The organism is Promicromonospora soli (genome assembly GCF_014653785.1).
Taxonomy (GTDB): domain Bacteria; phylum Actinomycetota; class Actinomycetes; order Actinomycetales; family Cellulomonadaceae; genus Promicromonospora; species Promicromonospora soli.
Map to the genome: position 1 here is coordinate 474,669 of NZ_BNAS01000003.1, position 20,627 is coordinate 495,295.

Below are 20,627 nucleotides of genomic sequence, written 5' to 3' on the forward strand. Positions count from 1 at the left end.
CGGCACCCACCGTCCGAGGACTGATCGTGACCGCACAGACCACAGCCATCCCGCCGATGCCGCCCGCCGGACCCTCGGCGTCGCGCCGGCCGACGGCGCGCACCGACCATCGCCACCGCGCCAGCCACCCGGCCACGTTCCTCATCCCGGCGTTCCTGATCCTCGGGGTGTTCTTCTTCCTGCCGACGATCTTCAACTTCGTCTACGCGCTCACCGACTGGTCGAGCTTCAAGAGCGAGATCGGCTTCGTCGGGCTGCAGAACATCCAGGACCTCATCTCGAGCGGCACCCTCCTGTCGTCCCTGCGGATCACGCTGGTCTACGCGGTCCTGGTGGCGATCTTCCAGAACCTCTTCGGGCTGCTGCTCGCGCTCCTGCTCGAGCGCGACACCAAGATCAACCGCTTCGCCCGGGTCATGTTCTTCATCCCGGTCGTCATGTCCGCGCTCGCCGCCGGCTACGTGTTCCAGGCGATCCTCAAGCCGGACGGCGCCGCCAACGCGATCCTCAGCGCCTTGAGCGGACAGCCGGTCACGATCCCCTGGCTGGGGGACACCACGTGGACGCTGGTGGTGGTCGCGCTGATCCACTCCTGGAAGTGGATGGGCCTGTCCATGCTCATCTACCTCGCGGGCCTGAAGACGATCAGCGAGGACGTGCTCGAGGCCGCCCGGCTCGACGGCGCCTCGGCGTGGACCATGTTCCGCGACATCCGGTTTCCCCTCCTCGCGCCCGCGCTGACGTTCAACGTCGCCACCGCTCTGCTCGGCTCGATGAACGGGTTCGACATCGTCCAGGCGACCACCGGCGGCGGGCCGGCCCGCACCACCGAGCTGCTCAACATCTTCATCTTCCGCACGTTCGGACAGGGCCTGTTCGCCCAGGCCACGACCATGAGCCTCGTGCTCTTCGTCGTCGTCGTGGCCCTCGCGTTCCCCGTCATCCGGACCCTGCGCAAGCGAGAGGAAGTCCTGTGAACACCACCAGGCACGGAGTCTGGCGGCGCATCCAGCCGGTCGCCGCGATCCTGGCCGTCGTCCTGCTCATCGGCATGCCGCTGTGGATTGTCGTCGTCACCGCTGGCAAGACCCAGGGCGAGGCCCTCAACCCCGACCTGTCCCTGCCCACGACGTGGCAGTACGCCGAGAACTTCGCGGCGGTCTGGGAGCAGGGCCGGGTACCCGCCGCGTTCTTCGGCAGCCTGCTGGTCATGGTCCCGGCGGTCATCGGGGTGCTCGCGCTCGGGTCGCTCGCCTCGTGGGTCCTCGCGCGCCGCAGCTCCCGGCGCATGGCCGTGCTCTACGCCCTGGCCATCAGCGGCATAGTGCTGCCGCCCGCCGTCGTGACCGTCGTGCTGCTGCTGCGCCAGCTCGGCCTCGCAGGCACGGCGATCGGGATGATCGGCGTCTACATGGGCATGTACATGTCGACGGTCATCTTCTTCGTCACCGGATTCATCCGCACGATCCCGATGGAGCTCGAGGAGGCGGCGCGCGTGGACGGGGCCGGCCCGCTGCGCGTGTTCGGCAAGATCATCCTGCCGCTGCTGGCCCCCGTGCTGTCGACGGCGACCATCCTGATCTGCCTGTACGTGTGGAACGACGTCTTCTACGCGTTCTTCGTCGTCGGCGGGCGCCTGGACACCCTGCCGCTGAACCTGTTCCAGGTCGCCAGCGCCGGGCTGTACCTCGAGAACTGGCACCTGATCTTCGCCTACGTGGTGCTCATGAGCCTGCCGCTGCTGGTCGTGTTCATCGTCGCGCAGCGCAAGATCATCTCCGGCATCACCTCCGGGGCGGTCAAGTAGCGAGCGGCCCGCGCTCCAGGGGCGAGAGCCCCTGGAGCAGCGGGAGTAGCGTCGTTGACCTGGGGTCGTGCGGAGGAGGCGGCGATGGTCCCGACGATGATGCTGGTCGGGCTGGTGTTCGGCCGCTGGTGGCGAACCACGCTGATCGCCGCCGCGGTCCTCTGGCCGGCGCTCGTCGCCTGGACGGCGGGACCGTTGTCCGTCGGTCAGGTGATCGGAGCGTCGCTCCTCGGCGCCGCGAACGCGGCTGTCGGCGTCCTCGTCCACCAGGCGGTGCGGTGGCTGGTCCGACGAGGGCGCCAGGGCCGGTCGGTCTGATGTGCGACGGGTTCCTCAGGCCCGGGTGATGACGGCCTTGCCGCGGACGCCGCCCTTGCCCTGCGACTGCACGGCCTCCGCGGTCTGGTCGAAGTCGAAGACCCGTCCCACGACGGGACGCAGGACGCCGCTGTCGACGAGGGCGCTGATCTTGCGCAGCTGGTCGCCGCTGGCGCGCATGAAGAGGAACTCGTACGTCACACCGAGCTTCTTCGCCTGCCGGCGGATCTTGCTGCTGAGCGCCGCCATCGCGAGGCGCAGCACCGGGTTCAGGCCGGCCTCGCGGGCGAACGCGGGGTCGGGCGGCCCGACGATGCTGATCGCCTTGCCGCCGGGGCGCAGCACCCGGAGGGACTTCTCGAGGTTCTCGCCGCCGACGCTGTCCAGCACCAGGTCGTACCCGTCCAGGAGCTGCTCGAAGTCCTGGTTCCGGTAGTCGACGACGCTGTCGGCGCCGAGCTCCCGGACGAAGTCGACGTTGCCCGCGCTGACCGTGGTCGCGACGGTGGCGCCGAGGTGCTTGGCGAGCTGGATCGCGACTGTCCCGACGCCGCCGGAGCCGCCGTGGATGAGGACCCGCTGACCCGGCTGAACGTTGCCCCTCTCGACCAGCGCCTGCCATGCGGTCAGGGCGACCAGCGGCAGCGAGCCCGCCTCCTCGAGAGTTGCCGTCGCTGGCTTGAGCGCCAGATCGGCCTCGGGGACCGCGATGCGCTCCGCGAAGGTCCCGATGCGGTCCGTGCGGGGCTGGGCATACACCTGGTCACCGAGCGCGAACCCCCGCACCTGGGCCCCGACGCGGATCACCGTCCCTGCGACGTCGCTGCCCATGACCTGCGGCAGCTCGTAGCGGAGGAACGACTTGAACGCTCCCGACCGGATCTTCTCGTCGACGACGTTGAGCCCGGCGGCCTGGACCTGAACCAGCACGTCATGCTCTCCGACGACGGGCTCGGGAACGTCCGCTTCCTGCAGCGGCTCCTTGTACTTGTTGATGACAAACGCACGCATGGTGACTTTCCTTCTTGGTCTGGTGTTGTGCTGATGGCTTGTGCTGATGGCTTGTGACTGCCGCGGGCTGGGGGCTAGCGGCGGAGGAAGTCGCGCGCGGCGTCGACGAACTCGCGGTGGTACTGGAAGACCGCGCCGTGACCGGAGTCCGGGTAGACCGTCACCGCCGCGCCCGGAAATCGCCGGGCCAGCTCGGCGGCGTTCGCTGGCGGCACCAACCGGTCGCTGTCGCCGTGGACGATGAAGACCTCGTCGACGGCTGACGACAGCTCGACGGGAGCCTGCAGGCCCCATCGGCGCACCGCGGTCAGCTGCGCGCGAACCGCCCCCAGGGTCACGGGCTTGTCGCGCCCCGTCGTGCGTTGCTTCAGCCGCGCGAGGTAGGCACGGGCGGCGCGCGCCCCCGTGGCGGTGGAGGTGAAGAACAGCAGCGTCTTCGGATCGTTGAGCCTGAGCGCGGCGCGGACCCCCGTGATGACGGCGGTACGGGTGATGGTGGCCAGGCCGGGCCCACCTGCAGGTCCCGTGCTCGCGAGGATGAGCCGGTCGATCAGCCGCGGTGCCCGCGCGGCGACGGCTTGGGCGACCATCCCGCCCACCGCCAGGCCGAACATGTCCACGCGGTCGTGACCGAGCGCCCGGATCAGCGCCACGACGTCGTCGGCCATCTCCTCGAACGACTCGCGGGCGCGTCCTGTGGAGTCGCCGACGCCGCGGTAGTCGACCGCGATGACCCGGTGATCCTGCGCCAGACCGTCCACGATGCGCGGGTCCCAGCCGTCGAGGTTCGCCCCGAGATGCGTCAGCAGGACCAGCGGGATCCCCGTCTGCGGGCCGAGCTCGCGGTAGGCGAACAGGGCACCCGCGGCCGGGATCGTGCGTGTCGGTGCGTCCGTGTAGCTCCGCACCGTTCCTTGCTGCGACATGTCTCTCTCCCGAGGGTCTCGTCCGGCTCGATGAAGCCGAGTATGCTCAATCATGAGCAGACTCAGAAACATTGTCAAGAGGGGACCACATGGAACACCGACGAATGCCGATCGGGCGCCGCGAGCGGGCCAAGCAGGACAAGCGCGAACGGATCATGGCCGCGGCCCGGGAGCTGCTCGCGCAGCACGGCGTCAGCGGCGTCACTACGCAGGAGATCGCCGATCGGGCCGATGTCGCGATCGGCACCCTGTACCTGTACGCGTCCACCAAGGCGGAGCTGCTGATCATGGTCCAGAACCAGAAGTTCGCCGCCGCCATCGACGAGGGCCTGGTCGCCGCGAGCGACGCCGCCGAGCAGGGCGCGCTCGAGAGCGCCGTGGCCCTCATCCGTCCGGTTGTGGTGTGTGTGCGGGAGCACGTCGAGAACGGCCGCACGTACCTGCACGAGCTGGTCTTCGGGGATCCTGCCGAGCCCTACCGGCGGGAGGGCCTGGTCCTTGCCGCTCGACTCGAGCACGGCGTCATCGGCGTGCTCACCCGCGACGGGTCCATCGATGCCACCGTTGCGGCGCTGCTGGCGCGGGTGATCACCGCGGTCATCCACGTCAGCACGACCGCCACCGTGTACCTGCACCGCAGCGATGACGCCGTCCTTGCCGACATCCGCGAGCAGATCGGTGCCGTCCTGGCATCCCGTGCCGCCGCCTGACCGCTCGCCTCACGTGAGAAGGCTCGGGGCCGGCCCGGCGCTCAGGCGTAGCTGGCCTTGACCACCAGTACGGGGGCCGGCGAGTCGAGCAGCACCTGCTGCGTCGTCGACCCGACGAGGAACGTGCCGACGGTGGAGTGCTTGCGCGAGCCGATGACCACGAGCTGCGCAGAGACGGCCTCGGCCCGGTCGACTATCGCGTCGGCGACGTCGGCTTGCTCGGCGCGGAAGGTGATCGGCGCCATGGTGACGGTGGGGGGTATGGCGTCGAGCAGGTGCGCGAGCGCCGCGGGGACCTTGCGGTCCGCCTGCGGCGTGAGCACGAGGACAGCCAGCTCCTGCCGGCGTCGCACCGCCTCGTTGACTGCCGCGCGCATCGCGGCCTCACCCTGGGGTGACTCGTTGTACGCCACGAGGACGGTCATCGGCCTTTGCACCTCCGGACAGGTTCGCCGGGTTGTCACCCCTGCTGGTGAAACTCTCTCACAAGTCCGGGACTCCGGCAGTCATCGCCTGCCCACGTGGGCTGCGGCAAGGCTGTTTTCGTTTCCACTGTCGTACTCGGCTTGTAAGGTCCGAATGCGCGCAGCGTCGCGGCCGGGGAGAACAGAGGGAGCACGTCATGGGCCTGCTGGACAAGATCAAGGGCGAGCTCGTCGACATCGTCGAATGGCTCGACGACACGCGGGACACCATCGTGTGGCGGTTCCCCCGCTACGAGAACGAGATCAAGATGGGCGCGCGGCTCGTCGTGCGGGAGTCGCAGACCGCCGTCTTCGTCAACGAGGGCGTCATCGCCGACGTGTTCGGGCCCGGCACGTACACGCTCGAGACCCAGAACCTGCCTGTGCTGTCGACGCTGAAGGGCTGGAAGCACGGCTTCCGCTCGCCGTTCAAGGCCGAGGTGTACTTCGTCAGCACCCGGCAGTTCACCGACATGAAGTGGGGCACCAAGAACCCCGTCATGATGCGGGACCCGGAGCTGGGCATGGTGCGCGTGCGTGCCTTCGGCGCGTTCTCGGCCCGGGTCGCGGACCCGCAGAAGCTGCTGCGCGAGCTCGTCGGCACCGACCCGCAGTTCCGCACCGACGAGGTGCACGAGTACCTGCGGCAGAACATCGTGAGCCACCTCGCGAGCGTGCTCGCGTCGGCGGGGATCCCCGTGATCGACCTCGCCGCCCACCACAGCGACTTCGGCGACCAGCTGGCGACCAAGCTCACCGACGAGCTGGCGGACCTGGGCATCTCCGTGCCGAAGTTCGTCATCGAGAACATCTCGCTTCCGCCGGAGGTCGAGGAGGCGCTCGACAAGCGCACGTCCATGGGCATCGTCTCCTCCGGGACGGTGGGGAGCATGGCCGCATTCCAGCAGTTCCAGGCGGGCGAGGCGATGGAGGCCGCCGCCGGTGCGGGCGGCGGGGCGAGCGCGGTGGTCGGCATGGGCCTCGGGCAGTCGGTGGGTAACGCGATCGTGCCGCCCGCTCAGCCGGTGCCGGCGGCGTCGTCCGCGCCCGCCGCGCCGGGGGCGCCGTCAGGCCCGCCGCCGCTGCCCGGCTGGTACCTGGGCAACGGCGGCGCGCAGACCGGCCCGTTCGACGATGCCGCGCTGGCCGGTCAGGCCGCCGCCGGCACCCTGACGGCCGGCACGCTCATCTGGCGCGCCGGCATGGCGGGCTGGGAACCGGCGTCGTCCGTGCCCGACATCGCGAAGCACCTCGGCGCGACACCGCCGCCGCTCCCGCCGCAGGCCTGAGATGGCGGAGCTGACCGACGGCGGCACGACCGCCCACCACGCCTACCCGTGCGAGCAGTGCGGCGCCAGCGTCGAGTTCGCGGCCGGGACCGGAACGCTGACCTGCCCGTACTGCGGCCACACACAGCTGGTCACCGCCGGCGTCCGGGAGGTGCGCGAGCACGACTTCGCGGCGCTGGCCGCCAAGCCGCGTCCCGCCGCGCCGGCCACGCACGACTACCGGTGCGGCACGTGCGGCGCGCTCACGACGAGCGACCACCTGTCCCAGAAGTGCGGGTTCTGCGGGTCGCCGATGGTCGCCGAGGTGGAGTCCCTCGGACTCGTCGAACCGGAGGCCGTGCTGCCCTTCGAGGTCGACCGGGCGTCGATGCAGGCCGCCCTGCAGAAATGGGTGCGCTCGCGGTGGTTCGCGCCGTCGGCCCTGAAGAAGGTGGTGTCCGCGGAGCAGGCGCACGGCGTCTACCTGCCGCACTGGACGTTCGACGCGCGGACCCGGTCCGACTACACCGGGCAGCGGGGCGAGCACTACTGGGTCACCGAGACCTACACCACCACCGATTCCGAGGGCCGGAGCCAGACCCATACCCGGCAGGTGCAGAAGACCCGCTGGTACCACGCGTCGGGCACGGTGGCGCGGGACTTCGACGACGTGCTCGTCGCCGGGACCGGGCGGGTCATGCCAGAGCACCTGGCGAAGCTCAGCCCGTGGCCGCTCGACCAGGCCCGGTCGTACCAGCCCGACTACCTCGCGGGCTACGAGACCCTGCGGTACGACGTCGAGCCCGAGGCCGGGCTGGACGTGGCCAAGCAGGAGATGGCGCCCGTCATCGAGAACGACTGCGAGCGGGACATCGGCGGCGACGTGCAGCGCGTGCACCAGGTGAGCACGAGCTATGCCGACGTGACGTACAAGCTCCTGCTGCTGCCGGCGTGGATCGCCACGTACCTGTACGGCGGCAAGCCGTTCCAGGTGCTGGTCAACGCACGCACGGCCGAGGTGGTGGGGCAGCGGCCGTGGTCGGCCTGGAAGATCGTCCTCGCGATTCTCGCGGGGCTGGTCCTGGTCGGCGCGATCGTGTGGGCGGTGTTGGCATCCCAGGACGGCGGCACGGCGCTCGCCGCGGCCGCTGGGCACTTGGGCGATCCGGGCGCCCGTGAGAGCGTGGGGTTCTACGTGGATCCAGAGTTGTATCCAGGGTTCTGAGGAACCGCACGTCTGGCCCGTCCGTTGGTCCACCGGCAGACGACGACCGCAAGGAGACCATTACGATGTTGTGCCCGATCGACCAGACCACGCTCGTCATGTCCGAGCGCAAGGGGATCGAGATCGACTACTGCCCCACGTGCCGTGGCGTGTGGCTCGACCGTGGTGAGCTCGACAAGGTCATCGACCGCTCGGTAGAGGCCGAGATCGCCGCGGAGAACCGGCCGACGACGCCGGTCCCACCCTCGGCTCCCGCTCCGCCGATGCCGCCCGTGCCGAACCCCGTGCAGGCCGGCCCGGCCTACGGCTCCCCGCAGCCGGCCTACGACCCGCGGTACGACGACCGGCGGCGCGACGACGACCGCCGCTACGACCGGGACCGCCGGTACGACGACGACCGCCGGTACGACTCGTACGGTGACCGCCGGAACGACCCGCGGTACAAGAAGAAGCGCAAGGAGTCCTTCCTCGAGGACCTCTTCGACTTCTGACCACGTCCATCGACCTGTCAGGCCCGCAGCTCGCGCGAGCTGCGGGCCTGACGGGTTGGCGGACCCGGACTCTCAGCCGGCGTGCACGTGGGGGCGCTTGGTGCGGTCGGGCTCGGCACGGCGCAGGATCTCGCGGGTGACGGGTGCGACCTCGCCCGCGCCGAAGAGCAGGAACCGCAGCAGGTGGTTGATCGGGTTGCCCTCGGTCCACTCGTAGTAGATGTGCGGCGGTACGCCGGTCACGTCGCGCACGTGCAGCAGCAGGGCGGCGAGCGCGTTGGGGACGCTGGGCGCCTCCAGGGTGATGGCGCGGTACCCGCCCGGCCGCACGACCCCCGTGGCTTCGATCACCGACTCGAAGTCGGACGGGTCGGTGAGCGTGACCTCGACGAAGATGATGTCGTCGGAGCGCGGAAGATCGTTGTCGGAGGCGATCTGGGCGACCTTCTCCTGGTACTCCTGGGCGTCTCCGGCGTCGGGCTCGTTGGCGACCAGGCGGACGTTGCGTCTGGCGCACTCTCGAACGTACTGCTCGGCGCGAGCATCGAGGACGACGCCGGTGGTCCGCAGCTCGAACGACCTCGTCAGGCGCGAGACCAGCGAGACGAGGACGATCGCGACGATGAAGACGGCGCCGATCTTCACGCCGTCGGGCCGCTCGATGACGTTGAGCGCGGTGGTGTAGAAGAAGATCAGCGTGATCACGGCGAACGCGACGGTGAGCCGGCGCTGCCCCGCCTTGCGGGCCGCGAGCGTGACGGCGACGCAGGCCGAGGAGAACAGGACCAGGACGCCGGTGGCGTACGCGCCGCCCTGAGCGTTGACGTCGGCGTTGAAGATCCACGTCACCAGGAACGCGATGGCGGTGATCACCAGCACGAGCGGCCGGGCCGCCGAGGCCCACTCGGGCGCCATGCCGTAGCGGGGCAGGTAGCGAGGGATCAGGTTGAGCAGGCCGGCCATGGCCGAGGCACCGGCGAACCACAGGATCGCGATCGTGGCGAGGTCGTACGCCGTGCCGAACACCGGCCCGAGATAGGAGTGTGCGAGGTAGGCGAGGGCCCGCCCGGACGCGGCGCCGCCGTCGGCGAACTCCTCCTGCGGGATGAGCCAGGTGGTGACCAGGCTGCTCGTCACCAGGAAGCAGCTCATGGTGACCGCGGCGGCGGTGAGCAGCTTCTTGGTGTTGCGGATCCGGCCGGCCGGACGCTCGGGGGTATCGGTGGGGTCGCCCTTGACGTGGGACATCACGGCGACGCCCGTCTCGAAGCCGGACATGCCGAGCGCGAGCTTGGGGAAGACGAGCAGTGCCAGTGCGACGATCATGACCGGGTTGCCGTGCTGGGTCACCAGCGCGGTGGACCAGTCACTGATGACCTGGGGCTCGGTGAAGACATGGACGAACGACACCAGGATCGTCACCACGTTGAGCAGGAGATACACCGCGACCAGGACGACGGCGATGCCGATGGCCTCGGTGAACCCGACCAGGAACACGACGCCGAGCAGCGCGATCAGGCCGAGCGTGATCCACAGGTTGCCGCCGTGCAGCAGGTCGGCGACGGCGGGGTTCTCCACCGCGTGCTCCGCGGCGTCCGCTGCCGACAGCGTGATGGTGATGACGAAGTCCGTCGCGGCGAAGCCGAGCAGCACCAGGACGAACAGCTTGCCCCGCCAGAAGGTCAGCAGCCGCTCGAGCATCGCGATCGAGCCCTGCCCGTGCGGGCTCTCGGCGGCGACCCTGCGGTACACGGGCAGTGCGCCCAGGAGGGTGAGCGCGACCAGGACGAGGGTCGCGATCGGGGACAGGAGCCCTGCCGCCAGCGCTGCGATCCCGGGCTGGTAGCCCAGCGTCGAGAAGTAGTCGACGCCCGTCAGGCACATCACCTTCCACCAGGAGTGCGCCTTCTCCGGCGGAGGCTCCTGGGCGTAGGCCCCGAGCTTGTCCGCCCGGAGCTCCTGTCCCGCCAGGAGCCACGACCTCAGTCGGGAGGGCGCAGGAGGGGGTGCGGCCGGGGGCGCGGTGACAGTCACGTCCGCCATTACAAAGCCAACCCACCGCTGTCGGTGCGGTCTTTGACGGATCCTTAACGCCGGCAGCGCTGTGACCCGTGTCACGCGCGCTTGGGCTACCGGGGTGGTGGCACTGTCGTTGAGCGTTACGAGTCGCTCGTGGCCCTGACCTGGCCGGAAGCGGTCCTTCCCTGGAAGCGCCACCAGGTCCGCTGGATCAGGAGGCATACCACCGCGCCGGCCACGATCATGGCGACGTTGATGGCGAACTGGGCCAGCGAGCCCGTGGCTTCTTCGCCCACACCGTAGGCGAGCGCGACGGCGGCGTTACCCACGGCCGGGACGGTGGTCACGGAGATCAGCACGCCCACGAGCACCCCTGACCGGCCAGACGTCAGCGAGATCATGCCGGCCGCTCCGGCGAGCGCGCCGACCACCCAGCTCAGTGCGTCCGGTGCCCAGATGAACGACGTCTGCGGCCGGTCGGCGAGCAGTGTCGCCTGGTCCGCCAGGCCCCACGCCTGGAGCAGCAGTGCCATCAGGACGGACGCCGCGAACCCGGCGGCGAACCCGGCCGCCAGGGTGGCCGCGGCTCGCCCGGCCGTGCGCCAGCGCCGCCCGACCAGGCCGACCGAGATCGCGGCGAGCGGGCCGAAGTCGGGGCCGGTCACCATGGCGCCGACGACGAGGATCGGCTGGTCGAACAGGACGCCGATCATGCCGATGGTGGTGGCCAAGGCCATGAGGGCGAGGTAGCCCAACGAGGTGCGCGACTCGGCCTCGGTGCGGTCCACGACCTCTTGCCACACGAGCGCGTCCTCCGGCAGGCCGGGGGCGGCGTCCTGCGCTCGAGTGGCATGGTGCGAGAGAGAGGTGTCCACCGACTCCACGGCGATGGAGCCGTCGCGGCCCAGACCCATATCGGTCAGGCGGTCCAGGATCGGGCTGAGCGCCTCGCGTGCGACGTCGGCCATGACGACGTCGCCCGGCGGGTCGACCGCGCAGTCGGGGAGCACCACGACGTTGGTCGCGGCGGGACTGGACCGCAACAGGTCCACGACGTCGGCCGTGGCCGCGGACGGGCTGACCACACGGAGGTGCTGCATCACGCCGACACCGTATCCGTGGGTGACGCCGCACCGGCTGGTGTTGACGCAACCCTTACGGGGCCGGTCGAGCACCTCGGCCGACGCCGAGGGCGTCCAGCTCGCCCGTGGCAGAATCAACCGGGTGCAAATCGGGATGATTGGACCGTTCGAGGTGCGCCTGGACGATGGCGTCGTCGCCGATGTGCCGGGCGCCCGGCTGCGCGCGCTGCTGGTCGCGCTTGCGCTCAACCCGGGTCGCGCGGTCCAGAAGGCCACGCTCGTCGACTGGATCTGGGGTGAGCACCCGCCGTCGGACGCGGCGAACGCCCTGCAGCGCCTGGTCTCCCGACTACGGAAGGTGCTGCCGGACGGATCGATCGAGGGGCAGCCGAGCGGCTACCGGCTGCGGGTGGAACCCGACGCCGTCGACGCCGTGCGGTTCGAGCGGCTCGTCGGCAAGGCCCGCGCCGACGACGGTCCGCGGCGGGTCCAGCTGCTGCGCGACGCCCTCGCGTTGTGGCGCGGCGCGGCCATGCAGGACATCGACCTGGAGGGCAGCGCGGCGTTCGACGCGGCGGTCACGCGCCTCGACAGGCTGCGGCTGAGCGTCATGGAGGACCGGTTCGACGCGGAGATCGCCCTCGGCCACGGCGCGGACCTGGTCCCGGAGCTGACCGACCTGGTGGCCGCGCACCCGGTGCGGGAGCGGCTCGTAGCCGCGCTGATGCGTTCCCTCGCCGCGACCGGTCGCGACACCGACGCGCTGCTCCTGTACCAGCGCACCAGAGAGGCCCTGGCCGACGCGCTCGGCGTCGACCCCTCACCGGAGCTGTCCGCGTTGCACGTCGCGCTGCTGCGCGGCGAGGTGGGGCGGCCCGACGAGAACCGGAAGACCAACCTACGTGCCGAGCTGACCACGTACGTCGGGAAGGACGCCGACGTCGCCGCGGTCCGCGACCTCGTCGGGGAGCATCGGCTGACCACCCTGATCGGGCCGGGCGGCGCGGGCAAGACCAGGCTGGCCACGGAGACCGCGCGCACGCTGACTGACGACCTCCCGGACGGCGCGTGGCTGGTGGAGCTCGCGGCGATCGGCGCCGACGGCGACGTGGCGCAGGCAACGCTCGCCGGGCTCGGTCTCCGGGACGCGCTGCTCGGCGAGGCGCCGGACCTCGACCCGACCGAGCGGCTGGTCGCCGCGATCCGCGAACGGGAGATGGTCCTGGTCCTGGACAACTGCGAGCACGTGATCGAGCCGGCGGCGGCGCTCGCTCACCGCCTGCTCGGGGAGTGCCGCCGGCTGCGGATCCTCGCGACGAGCAGGGAGCCGCTCGGCATCACCGGTGAGGCGCTCTGGCCGGTGCTGCCGCTGGGCCTGCCGGAGGCGGACGCCGGCCTCGACGAGATCGCATCGGCGCCGGCCGTCCGGCTGCTGCGGGAGCGAGCGAGTGCGGCGCGCCAGGACCTCGCGGTCGACGCGTCCACCCTGCCGACGATGGCCCGCATCTGCCGGACGCTGGACGGTATGCCGCTGGCGATCGAGCTGGCCGCGACCAGGCTGCGCACCCTGTCCATCGACCAGCTCGCCGACCGGCTCGACGACCGGTTCCGCCTGCTGACCGGCGGCAGCCGCACCGCCCTGCCGCGACACCGGACGCTGCGCGCGATGGTCGACTGGAGCTGGGAGCTCCTGACCGACGCCGAACGGACGGCCCTGCGCAGGCTGTCGGTGTTCGCGGGCGGGGCGAGCCTGGAGGCGGCCGAGCGGGTCTGCGCCGGCGACACGGCCGAGCCGGAGCAGGTGCTCGAGCTGCTCACGGCACTGACCGAGAAGTCGCTGCTGGTCGCCGAGCCCGCCGGCACTCCGCGCTACCGGATGCTCGGCACTATCAAGGAGTACGCCGCGCAACGCCTTGCGGAGGCGGGAGAGTCGGACCTGGCCCGCCGGGCGCACCTCGCACACTTCGCCGACCTCGCCGAAACCGTGGAGCCGCGCCTTCGCCGGGCGGAGCAGCGGCAGGGGATCGGCACGCTCGCCGTCGAGCACGACAACATCAGCGCCGCGATGCGCGGTGCGCTCGCGGCCGGCGAGACGCACGCGGCGATGCGGCTAGCGGCCGGCGCCGGCTGGTACTGGTGGCTCAGCGGGCACAAGTCCGAGGGCCAGGAGCTGGTCACCGCGGCCGCCGAGCTCCCCGGCGATGTCGACGACAAGACCCGGTCCGCCGTGTACTCGCTGGTCGTGATGTTCGCCAGCTCCGGGCGGGCCGCCGACGAGCGCCAGGCGGCGGACTGGATCCACAAGGCCTACGAGCTCAGCCTGCGCGACGGGCCGCACAGCCCGCTGCTGGGGCTGATCATCCCGCTGGAACGCATGCTGCAGGGGTCCGACCCCCTGAACGCGTGGGAGTCGGCCCTCGACAACGACGACCCCTGGGCACGCGCGCTGGCCCGGCTGCAGCTCGGCAAGATGCGGGTGATGCTCGGTCACGCCGGGCAGGAGGCTGACACCCACCTCGAGACGGCGCTCGCCGAGTTCCGGGCGCTGGGCGAGCGGTTCGGGATCTCCTTCGCCCTGACCGAGCTGGCGGACCGCATCGCCACGCGCGGCGAGTTCGCCGCCGCGGCCGAGTACTACGAGCAGGCGATCGCGGTAGTGACCGAGGTCGGGGCCGTCGAGGACGTCATCCGGATGCGGTCGGGACAGGCGCGGCTGTACTGGCTGCTGGGCGACAAGGACGCGAGCGCGGCCGCGACAGCCGATGCGGCACGGCTCGCGGAGCGGGTCACGTGGCCGGAGGCGCTGGCGGAGGTGGCCCTGGCCAAGGCGGAGCTCGCCCGCTGGGGCGGGGACGCCGAGGAGGCTCGCCGGCAGCTCGATATCGCGACGACGATGTTCGGCGAGCAGGCGTCGAACCTCCGCTCGCTGACGCACCACCAGCTGGGCTACCTCACGGACGACCTCGGCGAGGCTCGCGAGCATCGCGCCGCGGCCTGCAGGGCCGCGGCCGAGGCGGGGTACGCACCCATGCTCGCGCAGACGCTTGTCGGGGTCGCGGACCTGGCACTGCGGCGCGACCAGCACGAGCAGGCCGCGCGGCTGCTCGCGGCGAGCGCCGTCGTGCGCGGGCTGCGGGACCGTTCCGACCCGGACCTGGCCCGGATCGAGGAGGCAGCGCGGAGCCGCCTCGGCGACGCGGGGTTCGCCGAGGCGGCTCGGGAGGGTACGGAGACGAGCTGGGATCAGCTGGTCGCGGTCACGCTCGCTTCGTGAACGTCGACGACGCCCACAGGTACCCGACAAGAGCGATCCCGGCGCACCAGGCGACGGCGGTGACGGCGTCGCCCGTGTCCGGTGCGCCGGCGAGCAGCCCGCGCATGGTCTCGATGATCGGCGTGAAGGGCTGATACTCCGCGAACTCCCGCAGGCCCGGCCCCATCGTCTCCGCGGGGACGATAGCGCTGCTGAAGAACGGCAGCATGACCAGCGGCACCGAGGCGAGGCCCGCTGTCTCCGGAGACTTCGCGAACAGTCCCAGGGCGACCGTCAGCCAGCCGGTCGCGAAGCCGAGCACCACGACCAGGCCGACGACGCCGAGCCAGTCGAGGAGGCTCGCCGCTGGGCTGAAGCCCAGCAGGAAGGCCACGCCGATCAGGGCGGCGATGGCGATCACGTTGGTCAGCACGCTGGCGACGACGTGACTGGTCAGCACCGCGCCGCGGGAGATGTCCATGACCTTGAACCGGTTGATGATGCCCTTGGTCATGTCGGAGTTCACCGCCGTCGCGGTGGACCCCAGCCCGTAGCAGACGGCCAGCAGCATCAGTCCGGGCGTCGCGTAGTCGATGTAGTCGACGCCGACGTCGAACGCGTCGCCGAACATGTACACGAACATCAGCATGATGATGATCGGCATCAGGACCGCGTTGAACACGGAGGTCGGGTTGCGGGCGATGTGCATGAAGTTGCGGCGCAGCATCACTATCGCGTGAGGCTTGTGGCTCACTTAGTTGCCTCCGTGGTGCGGCCCGTCAGGGCGAGGAATACGTCGTCGAGGTCGGGGGTGCGCACGGAGAGCTCTTCCGCGCTGAGCGAGTACTCGTCGAGCCGGTCCAGCACTGCCCGCAGAGAGGTCGAGCCGCCGTCGCCGGGAACCCGCAGGGCGAGCGCGTCGTCGTCCCGCGCGGAGCCCGGGAAGAGCAGCGCGGCCGCATCGAGCAGGGACAGGTTGGCGAACCGGAGCCGGATGTGCGTCCCGGGGATCAGCCGCTTGAGCTCGTCGGGGGTGCCCTGGGCGACCAGGCGGCCCTGGTCGAGCACGGCGACCTGGTCGGCGAGCTGGTCGGCCTCCTCGAGGTACTGGGTCGTGAGGAACACGGTCACGCCGTCGGCGACCAGGTCGCGGATGATCGACCACATCGTGCGGCGGCTGCGGGGGTCCAGTCCCGTCGTCGGCTCGTCCAGGAAGATGATCTGCGGGTCGCCGACCAGCGTCATGGCCAGGTCCAGCTTGCGGCGCATGCCGCCCGAGTAGGTGGACGCGGGCTTCTGCGCCGACTCGACCAGGTCGAACCGTTCCAGCAGGTCGGCGACGACCCGCTTGCCGTCCTTGGCGGAGACCGGGCTCAGGTCCACCATCAGCTGCAGGTTCTCCTGCCCCGTCAGCAGCTCGTCGACCGCCGCGAACTGACCGGTGACGCCGATCGCGGCGCGCACCGCCTTGGCGTCGGTCGCGACGTCGTGCCCAGCGACATGTGCCGCCCCACCGTCGGCCTTCATCAACGTGGTCAGCACGTTCACCGTCGTCGTCTTTCCCGCCCCGTTGGGGCCGAGGAGGGAGAAGATGGTGCCCGCGCGGACGTCGAGATCGATGCCGTCGAGCACGACCTTGTCCTTGAATGCCTTGCGCAGTCCGGAGACCGCGATCGCTGAGGTCGCCATCACAGGAGGCCCATCGAGAGGGCGACGAGGCCGCCAGTGGTCGCCAGCAGTGCCGATCCGGGGTGCATCCAGATCGACGCCCGGATGTCGTGCTTGCGCCAGACGAACCAGACGCCCGGGAACAGGAAGACGATCTTCGACAGGACCGTCCAGGGCGCCCAGAAGTGATACACCGAGAACAGGACCGTGTTGAACAGCGGAGCCCACTTGCCCAGCTGGGGAAGGCGGGGCAGCAGGAACCCGCGGAAGTAGTACTCCTCGATCAGCGGCAGGGTGAAGCCGGTGAACGGCAGGCAGATCAGCAGCGTGGTCACCAGCGACTGCTGGGAGTACCCGTCGAGGTAGGTGGTGGCGGAGGGGCCGGCGCCCTCGTACTGGATCCAGGTGAAGGCCGTGTCGTAGACGAGGCTGTCCAGCGGGATGAGCGCGAGCGACACCACGGTCATGTACACCATGAGGCCGATGCCGATCGCGGCGATCTTGCCGCGCGAGAACGGCTTGTCCAGGTAGTGCAGCACCCCGCGAAGGGAGTAGCGGCCGGTGCGCTTGCGGCCCAGCCACAGAAGGCCGAACTGGATCGGGAAGAGCACCACGGCCAAGGCGATAGCCCAGGCGAGGAAGATCGGGAAGCCGGTCGCCCGGGTGAGCGGTGCGGCGATGAACGCGTAGACAGCGACGATCAGTGCGCCGGGGACGAGGTGGAGCGCGATGGACAGCGGCACGGAGTGGCGGTCCGCGAGCAGCCGTTCGACTACTCGGCTCGTTCGAGTGTCTGGTGCTATGTCTGTGAGGTTCTGTGTGTTCTCCATGCCGCAGATGTTTCCCCGGTCCGCGGACACGGCCCTGACACGGCCCTGACACGGAGCTCGCCGGGGTCATCGATGAGCCTCGGCCGTGCGCTCGATGAGAGTGACCGCCCGGTCCAGGCCTCGCTCTCGGGCGACGCGTTCGCCGAGCTCCGCAGCCGCGGCCACCGCGGCCGGTGCGCACGCCTCGGCGATCCGTGTGGCTAGCGCGGGCCCGGCGAGCTTGCGCTGCGGCAAGGGCTCCGGGGCGACGCCGCGTGCATGGGTCACGCGCCCCCAGAAGGGTTGGTCGGCCACGAACGGGCACACGACCTGGGGCCGACCGGCCGCGAACGCGGTGCCGGTCGTCCCTGCTCCGCCGTGGTGCACTATCGCGGCCATGCGCGGGAACAGCGCCTGATAGTCGACGTCGCCAACCACGAGCAGCTCCACACCGCGCTCGGCCGCTGCGGCGTCCGCCGTCTCGGCGTCGAGTCCGCCCCAGGCGGTGGCCATCACGAGCCTGTTACCGGTCAGGGCAGCAGCCTCGACCACCGCCCGGGTGCTCGACTGCGGGGCCAGTCCCGACATCGAGCCGAAGCCGGCGAACAACGGAGCGGGACCGTCTGCCAGGAACCGTTCGACGTCGGCCGGGAGCCGGGGCTCGGGTGGGAGGAACCAGTACCCGGTGACCTCGGCTCCCGCGGGCCAGTCCGCCGGCTGCGGCAGCACCGACGGGCTGTGGGCGTGCAGGACCGTGGCCGGGCCGCCGTCGGGCCGCACCGCCGGGTCGTGCCGGCCTGGCCTGGGCGACAGACCGAGGGTGTCCCGCCGCCACCGGTCGATCACCCGGCCGAACATCGCGGTGGGCAGCCGCATCCCGCCGAACGTGGCCCGGTTCAGCCATCCCGGTAGGCCGAACGGCAGTGACTGGCCTGGCCACGGGTACTCGCGCGTGGGGACGTACATAGGCAGCGGCAGGCCCAGTACGGCCGGGATCCCGAGTGCTTCGGCGACGTGCTGGCCGGCCAGGATCTGCCCGTTGTGTACGACGACGTCCGCCCCCGCCCCGGCGCCGTGGCCGGCGACCTGCCAGGAGTCGGCCAGGACCTCGTCGAACATCGACGGCATCTCGCGGATCTGTCGTAGCCGCGTCCGGACACCGCCCGCAAATGCCTCGCCCGCTTCTGCGGGCGAGTCGAGCTGTCGCAGCGGGCCGTCGTCGACCCCCGCGAACGTCACGCCGTTCCCGGCGGCGAGCTCGGCGAAGCGGTGCGGCGCACACAGCACCGCCTCGTGGCCAGCAGCGCCCAGTGCCCGCCCCAGCGCGACGAACGGTTGCACGTCACCGCGGGTACCCAGGGACATGATCAGCGCCTTCATCGGAAAGCTCCTTCAGGGTCGACGAATTGAACGCCGACCAGGCTTCCCGGCACACCAGTGACGACAGTAGACCCCCGCCCGCTCACACGTTCGTCAGGCGCCGCCAGGCATCGACGACGGCAGCGATCGCCAACGGGGCGCCGGCCGCGGCGAGCAGCAGGTTGGGCAGGCCGATCGCGGCTGCGGCGTCGGCCCCGCCCATGCCCGCCCACAGGGACGGCGCGGCGTAGGGGAACCACGACCCACCGCCGAGCAGCACCACCATCTGAGTGAGCGCAACCACGCCGACGAGGCCGCCGACGGTGCCGAGCTGGCTGCGCGTCACGGTCGCGACCCAGGCGAACGGCAGGGCAAGGCCCCCGCCCAGGAGCCCGGCGACAACGGCGGTCCGCACGTCGGCCCAGGCCGCAAAGGGCGCGCCCGAGACCGCGGCGACAACGGCCGAGGCGGCGACGGTCACGGCCACGGTCAGCACGACGCACCCCGCGATCCAGGCCAGCGTGACCAGGCATTTGGCCAGGGCGATCGTGCTGCGTGGCACGGCGAGGCCGAACAGAGCGCCCGCGGTCCCGCTCTCGAGCTCGCGCCCGAACGACCACGCGACGAAGAACCCGCCGGCGGCCAGTGCGGCGACGGACAGGACCTGGGCGCACACCATCAGGTGTGTGGTGGCGAGGTCGCCGGTCGCGTAGTCCGCGAGCTTGGCCGCGGTCGGGCCCCCGGCCTGGGGCGAGCGGGCCAGCGCGACCATCCCCACGCTCGCGAGCGGCACCAGCACCACCAGCAGCACGGATGCGATACGCGCGACGGCGGAGCGGCGCAGCTTGAGCGCCTCGATGGCCAGGGCGGCGCGGAGTGCGGCGGCGGGTGTCATGCCCGGTACTCCATATCGGCAGTGCGGGTTTTGGCGGAGTTACTGTCTGCGGCGAGCACCATGGCGAAGAACCGCTGTTCCAGGTCGGTGCCGCCGGGTTCCAGCCGCCCGACGTCGCGCCCGGCATGCAGCACGACGATCTCGTCGGCGATGCGTGCCACCTCGTCGAGGTGGTGGCTCGAGACGAGCACCGCCGCGCCGTCGTCGGCCAGCTCGCGGACGAGCTCGCGTACCAGGACGACGCCCTGCGGGTCGAGGGCACTGGTCGGTTCGTCGAGGATCAGCGCGGTCGGCCGGTGGAGGGTCGCGCACGCGATCCCCAGGCGCTGACGGTTGCCCATCGAGAGGGTTCGGGCCAGTGCGTGCCGCCAAGGGCCGAGTCCCATGCGGCCGACGGCGGCGCTCGCCCCCCGTGCGGTCGCTCGCCCGGGCTGCCCGTGCAGCCGGGCGGCGCAACAGAGGTTCTCCGTGACGGTCAGCTCCGGGTAGACGAGTGGCGACTCGACCACGTGGCCAAACCTCGCTGCGACGTCGCCGGGCAGGTCAGCCGGGTTGTGGCCGAGGATCCTTGCCGTCCCGCGCGTGGGACGGAGGCGGCCGGTGAGCGCGCGCAACGCCGTCGTCTTGCCCGCGCCGTTGAGGCCGATCAGGGCCGTGACCCGGCCGGGCCGGACCGTCAGCGTGAGGTGGTCGAGGGCGACCCGGCTGCCGAAGTTGTGCGAGACGTCGTCGAGCACGAGGGCGGTCATGAAGTGGCTCCTGCCGGGGCGAGCTGCGCGAGGGCGCGGCGGACGAGATGGGCGAGCGTGATGTCGCCGGGTGCGGAGCCCCAGGCAAGGAGGGCGGCGGTGGTTGCGGCGAGGCAGGCGGAGGCGGCGATGGCGGCGTCGAGCCGGTCGACGCCGTCGGCGACGAGCCGCTCGACGATCGCCTCCTGGGTGGCTTCGGTGCCGACCGACACCGCGGCGCGGAGCGACGGGGACTGCGCGACGAGGGCAACCCGCCGCCTCGCCGTCGCGTCCTCCGTGGGCGTGATGTCGCCGAGCGCAGAGAGCAGGCCGAGGCGGACGCGTTCCAACGGCGGCAGGTCGGCCGGCTGGGCGCCGACGGCGTCGGCGATGAGCGGGTCGTAGGGGTCGGTGACGAGCACGGCGTCCTTGGTGGGGAAGTGCCGGAAGAACGTCATGGGGGTGACGCCGGCGGCGTCGGCGATCTGGTTCACCGTGGTGGCGGAGTAGCCCTGGCGCTCGAAGAGGTCGAGCGCCGCATCGAGGATGCGGGCTCGGGTGCGGAGGGTGCGGGGTGTCGGCACGCTTGAAATG

General features: G+C 71.0%; 20 protein-coding genes. 8 read left to right on the top strand and 12 right to left on the bottom strand.

The window, feature by feature from the left end:
• Positions 1–26 precede the first annotated feature (26 nt).
• From IE250_RS12210 to IE250_RS12220, 3 genes are all read left to right on the top strand, one after another.
• Positions 27–977 carry a carbohydrate ABC transporter permease gene (locus IE250_RS12210; protein WP_229872383.1) on the top strand — a complete coding sequence of 317 codons (951 nt, stop codon included), beginning with the start codon at positions 27–29 and terminating at the stop codon, positions 975–977.
• Positions 974–1,807: a carbohydrate ABC transporter permease gene (locus tag IE250_RS12215; protein ID WP_229872384.1), complete on the top strand. Its 834-nt coding sequence runs from the start codon at positions 974–976 to the stop codon at positions 1,805–1,807. Before IE250_RS12210 ends, IE250_RS12215 begins: the two co-directional genes overlap by 4 nt.
• 84 nt (positions 1,808–1,891) lie before the next feature.
• Positions 1,892–2,125 (top strand): hypothetical protein, encoded by a 234-nt coding sequence (locus IE250_RS12220; protein WP_189669546.1) that lies wholly within the window; start codon positions 1,892–1,894, stop codon positions 2,123–2,125.
• A 15-nt stretch (positions 2,126–2,140) separates the two neighbouring features.
• Here IE250_RS12220 and IE250_RS12225 read toward each other — a convergent pair whose 3' ends face one another.
• Complete coding sequence (locus IE250_RS12225; protein ID WP_189669547.1) at positions 2,141–3,136, bottom strand: NADP-dependent oxidoreductase; 996 nt, start codon at positions 3,134–3,136, stop codon at positions 2,141–2,143.
• Positions 3,137–3,210: 74 nt separating this feature from the next.
• Complete coding sequence (locus IE250_RS12230; RefSeq protein ID WP_189669548.1) at positions 3,211–4,062, bottom strand: alpha/beta fold hydrolase; 852 nt, start codon at positions 4,060–4,062, stop codon at positions 3,211–3,213.
• Between the two features lie 89 nt (positions 4,063–4,151).
• On the opposite strand from IE250_RS12230, the gene IE250_RS12235 reads away from it, so the two are divergent.
• Positions 4,152–4,772 (top strand): TetR/AcrR family transcriptional regulator, encoded by a 621-nt coding sequence (locus tag IE250_RS12235; RefSeq protein WP_189669549.1) that lies wholly within the window; start codon positions 4,152–4,154, stop codon positions 4,770–4,772.
• Between the two features lie 41 nt (positions 4,773–4,813).
• Here the strand turns inward: IE250_RS12235 and IE250_RS12240 are convergent, their stop codons facing one another.
• Positions 4,814–5,197, bottom strand: coding sequence for a universal stress protein (locus IE250_RS12240; RefSeq protein ID WP_189669550.1), 384 nt, complete (start codon positions 5,195–5,197; stop codon positions 4,814–4,816).
• 197 nt (positions 5,198–5,394) lie between these two features.
• Here IE250_RS12240 and IE250_RS12245 point away from each other — a divergent pair, with 197 nt between their 5' ends.
• From IE250_RS12245 to IE250_RS12255, 3 genes are all read left to right on the top strand, one after another.
• Entirely contained in the window at positions 5,395–6,525 is a 1,131-nt protein-coding gene (locus IE250_RS12245; protein ID WP_189669551.1) for an SPFH domain-containing protein, read from the top strand.
• A gap of 1 nt (position 6,526) precedes the next feature.
• Entirely contained in the window at positions 6,527–7,729 is a 1,203-nt protein-coding gene (locus IE250_RS12250; RefSeq protein WP_229872385.1) for a TFIIB-type zinc ribbon-containing protein, read from the top strand.
• A gap of 65 nt (positions 7,730–7,794) precedes the next feature.
• Positions 7,795–8,220 (top strand): TFIIB-type zinc ribbon-containing protein, encoded by a 426-nt coding sequence (locus IE250_RS12255; RefSeq protein WP_189669552.1) that lies wholly within the window; start codon positions 7,795–7,797, stop codon positions 8,218–8,220.
• Positions 8,221–8,292: 72 nt separating this feature from the next.
• Here the strand turns inward: IE250_RS12255 and IE250_RS12260 are convergent, their stop codons facing one another.
• The gene (locus IE250_RS12260) at positions 8,293–10,263 is read right to left on the bottom strand and encodes an APC family permease (RefSeq protein ID WP_189669553.1); all 1,971 of its coding nucleotides are present in this window, start codon (positions 10,261–10,263) and stop codon (positions 8,293–8,295) included.
• A 116-nt stretch (positions 10,264–10,379) separates the two neighbouring features.
• On the bottom strand, positions 10,380–11,339 hold the full coding sequence (locus tag IE250_RS12265; protein ID WP_189669736.1) for a DUF389 domain-containing protein: 960 nt from the start codon (positions 11,337–11,339) through the stop codon (positions 10,380–10,382).
• A 124-nt stretch (positions 11,340–11,463) separates the two neighbouring features.
• Here IE250_RS12265 and IE250_RS12270 point away from each other — a divergent pair, with 124 nt between their 5' ends.
• On the top strand, positions 11,464–14,595 hold the full coding sequence (locus IE250_RS12270) for an ATP-binding protein (protein ID WP_189669554.1): 3,132 nt from the start codon (positions 11,464–11,466) through the stop codon (positions 14,593–14,595).
• Here IE250_RS12270 and IE250_RS12275 read toward each other — a convergent pair.
• The 7 genes from IE250_RS12275 to IE250_RS12305 all read right to left on the bottom strand — a co-directional run bounded on the left by IE250_RS12275 (position 14,579) and on the right by IE250_RS12305 (position 20,617).
• Positions 14,579–15,328, bottom strand: coding sequence for an ABC transporter permease (locus IE250_RS12275; protein WP_229872387.1), 750 nt, complete (start codon positions 15,326–15,328; stop codon positions 14,579–14,581). The genes IE250_RS12270 and IE250_RS12275 overlap by 17 nt on opposite strands.
• Entirely contained in the window at positions 15,325–16,263 is a 939-nt protein-coding gene (locus IE250_RS12280) for an ATP-binding cassette domain-containing protein (protein WP_189669555.1), read from the bottom strand. The genes IE250_RS12275 and IE250_RS12280 overlap by 4 nt, the downstream gene beginning before the upstream one ends.
• Entirely contained in the window at positions 16,263–17,072 is an 810-nt protein-coding gene (locus tag IE250_RS12285) for a CPBP family intramembrane glutamic endopeptidase (RefSeq protein WP_189669556.1), read from the bottom strand. Before IE250_RS12285 ends, IE250_RS12280 begins: the two co-directional genes overlap by 1 nt.
• Before the next feature lie 66 nt (positions 17,073–17,138).
• Positions 17,139–18,431, bottom strand: coding sequence for a glycosyltransferase (locus tag IE250_RS12290; RefSeq protein ID WP_189669557.1), 1,293 nt, complete (start codon positions 18,429–18,431; stop codon positions 17,139–17,141).
• Positions 18,432–18,513: 82 nt separating this feature from the next.
• Complete coding sequence (locus IE250_RS12295) at positions 18,514–19,305, bottom strand: ABC transporter permease (RefSeq protein WP_189669558.1); 792 nt, start codon at positions 19,303–19,305, stop codon at positions 18,514–18,516.
• Entirely contained in the window at positions 19,302–20,054 is a 753-nt protein-coding gene (locus tag IE250_RS12300) for an ABC transporter ATP-binding protein (RefSeq protein ID WP_189669559.1), read from the bottom strand. The genes IE250_RS12295 and IE250_RS12300 overlap by 4 nt, the downstream gene beginning before the upstream one ends.
• Entirely contained in the window at positions 20,051–20,617 is a 567-nt protein-coding gene (locus IE250_RS12305) for a TetR/AcrR family transcriptional regulator (protein WP_268247818.1), read from the bottom strand. Before IE250_RS12305 ends, IE250_RS12300 begins: the two co-directional genes overlap by 4 nt.
• Between the last annotated feature and the right edge of the window lie 10 nt (positions 20,618–20,627).

Bases quoted from the DNA above. Each gene is read 5' to 3' on its own strand.
- IE250_RS12230 (WP_189669548.1), bottom strand. From the start codon at position 4,062: ATGTCGCAGCAAGGAACGGTGCGGAGCTACACGGACGCACCGACACGC.
- IE250_RS12290 (WP_189669557.1), bottom strand. From the start codon at position 18,431: ATGAAGGCGCTGATCATGTCCCTGGGTACCCGCGGTGACGTGCAACCG.
- IE250_RS12280 (WP_189669555.1), bottom strand. From the start codon at position 16,263: ATGGCGACCTCAGCGATCGCGGTCTCCGGACTGCGCAAGGCATTCAAG.
- IE250_RS12250 (WP_229872385.1), top strand. From the start codon at position 6,527: ATGGCGGAGCTGACCGACGGCGGCACGACCGCCCACCACGCCTACCCG.
- IE250_RS12255 (WP_189669552.1), top strand. From the start codon at position 7,795: ATGTTGTGCCCGATCGACCAGACCACGCTCGTCATGTCCGAGCGCAAG.
- IE250_RS12260 (WP_189669553.1), bottom strand. From the start codon at position 10,263: ATGGCGGACGTGACTGTCACCGCGCCCCCGGCCGCACCCCCTCCTGCG.
- IE250_RS12220 (WP_189669546.1), top strand. From the start codon at position 1,892: ATGGTCCCGACGATGATGCTGGTCGGGCTGGTGTTCGGCCGCTGGTGG.
- IE250_RS12295 (WP_189669558.1), bottom strand. From the start codon at position 19,305: ATGACACCCGCCGCCGCACTCCGCGCCGCCCTGGCCATCGAGGCGCTC.
- IE250_RS12300 (WP_189669559.1), bottom strand. From the start codon at position 20,054: ATGACCGCCCTCGTGCTCGACGACGTCTCGCACAACTTCGGCAGCCGG.
- IE250_RS12245 (WP_189669551.1), top strand. From the start codon at position 5,395: ATGGGCCTGCTGGACAAGATCAAGGGCGAGCTCGTCGACATCGTCGAA.
- IE250_RS12225 (WP_189669547.1), bottom strand. From the start codon at position 3,136: ATGCGTGCGTTTGTCATCAACAAGTACAAGGAGCCGCTGCAGGAAGCG.
- IE250_RS12240 (WP_189669550.1), bottom strand. From the start codon at position 5,197: ATGACCGTCCTCGTGGCGTACAACGAGTCACCCCAGGGTGAGGCCGCG.
- IE250_RS12285 (WP_189669556.1), bottom strand. From the start codon at position 17,072: ATGGAGAACACACAGAACCTCACAGACATAGCACCAGACACTCGAACG.
- IE250_RS12235 (WP_189669549.1), top strand. From the start codon at position 4,152: ATGGAACACCGACGAATGCCGATCGGGCGCCGCGAGCGGGCCAAGCAG.
- IE250_RS12265 (WP_189669736.1), bottom strand. From the start codon at position 11,339: ATGCAGCACCTCCGTGTGGTCAGCCCGTCCGCGGCCACGGCCGACGTC.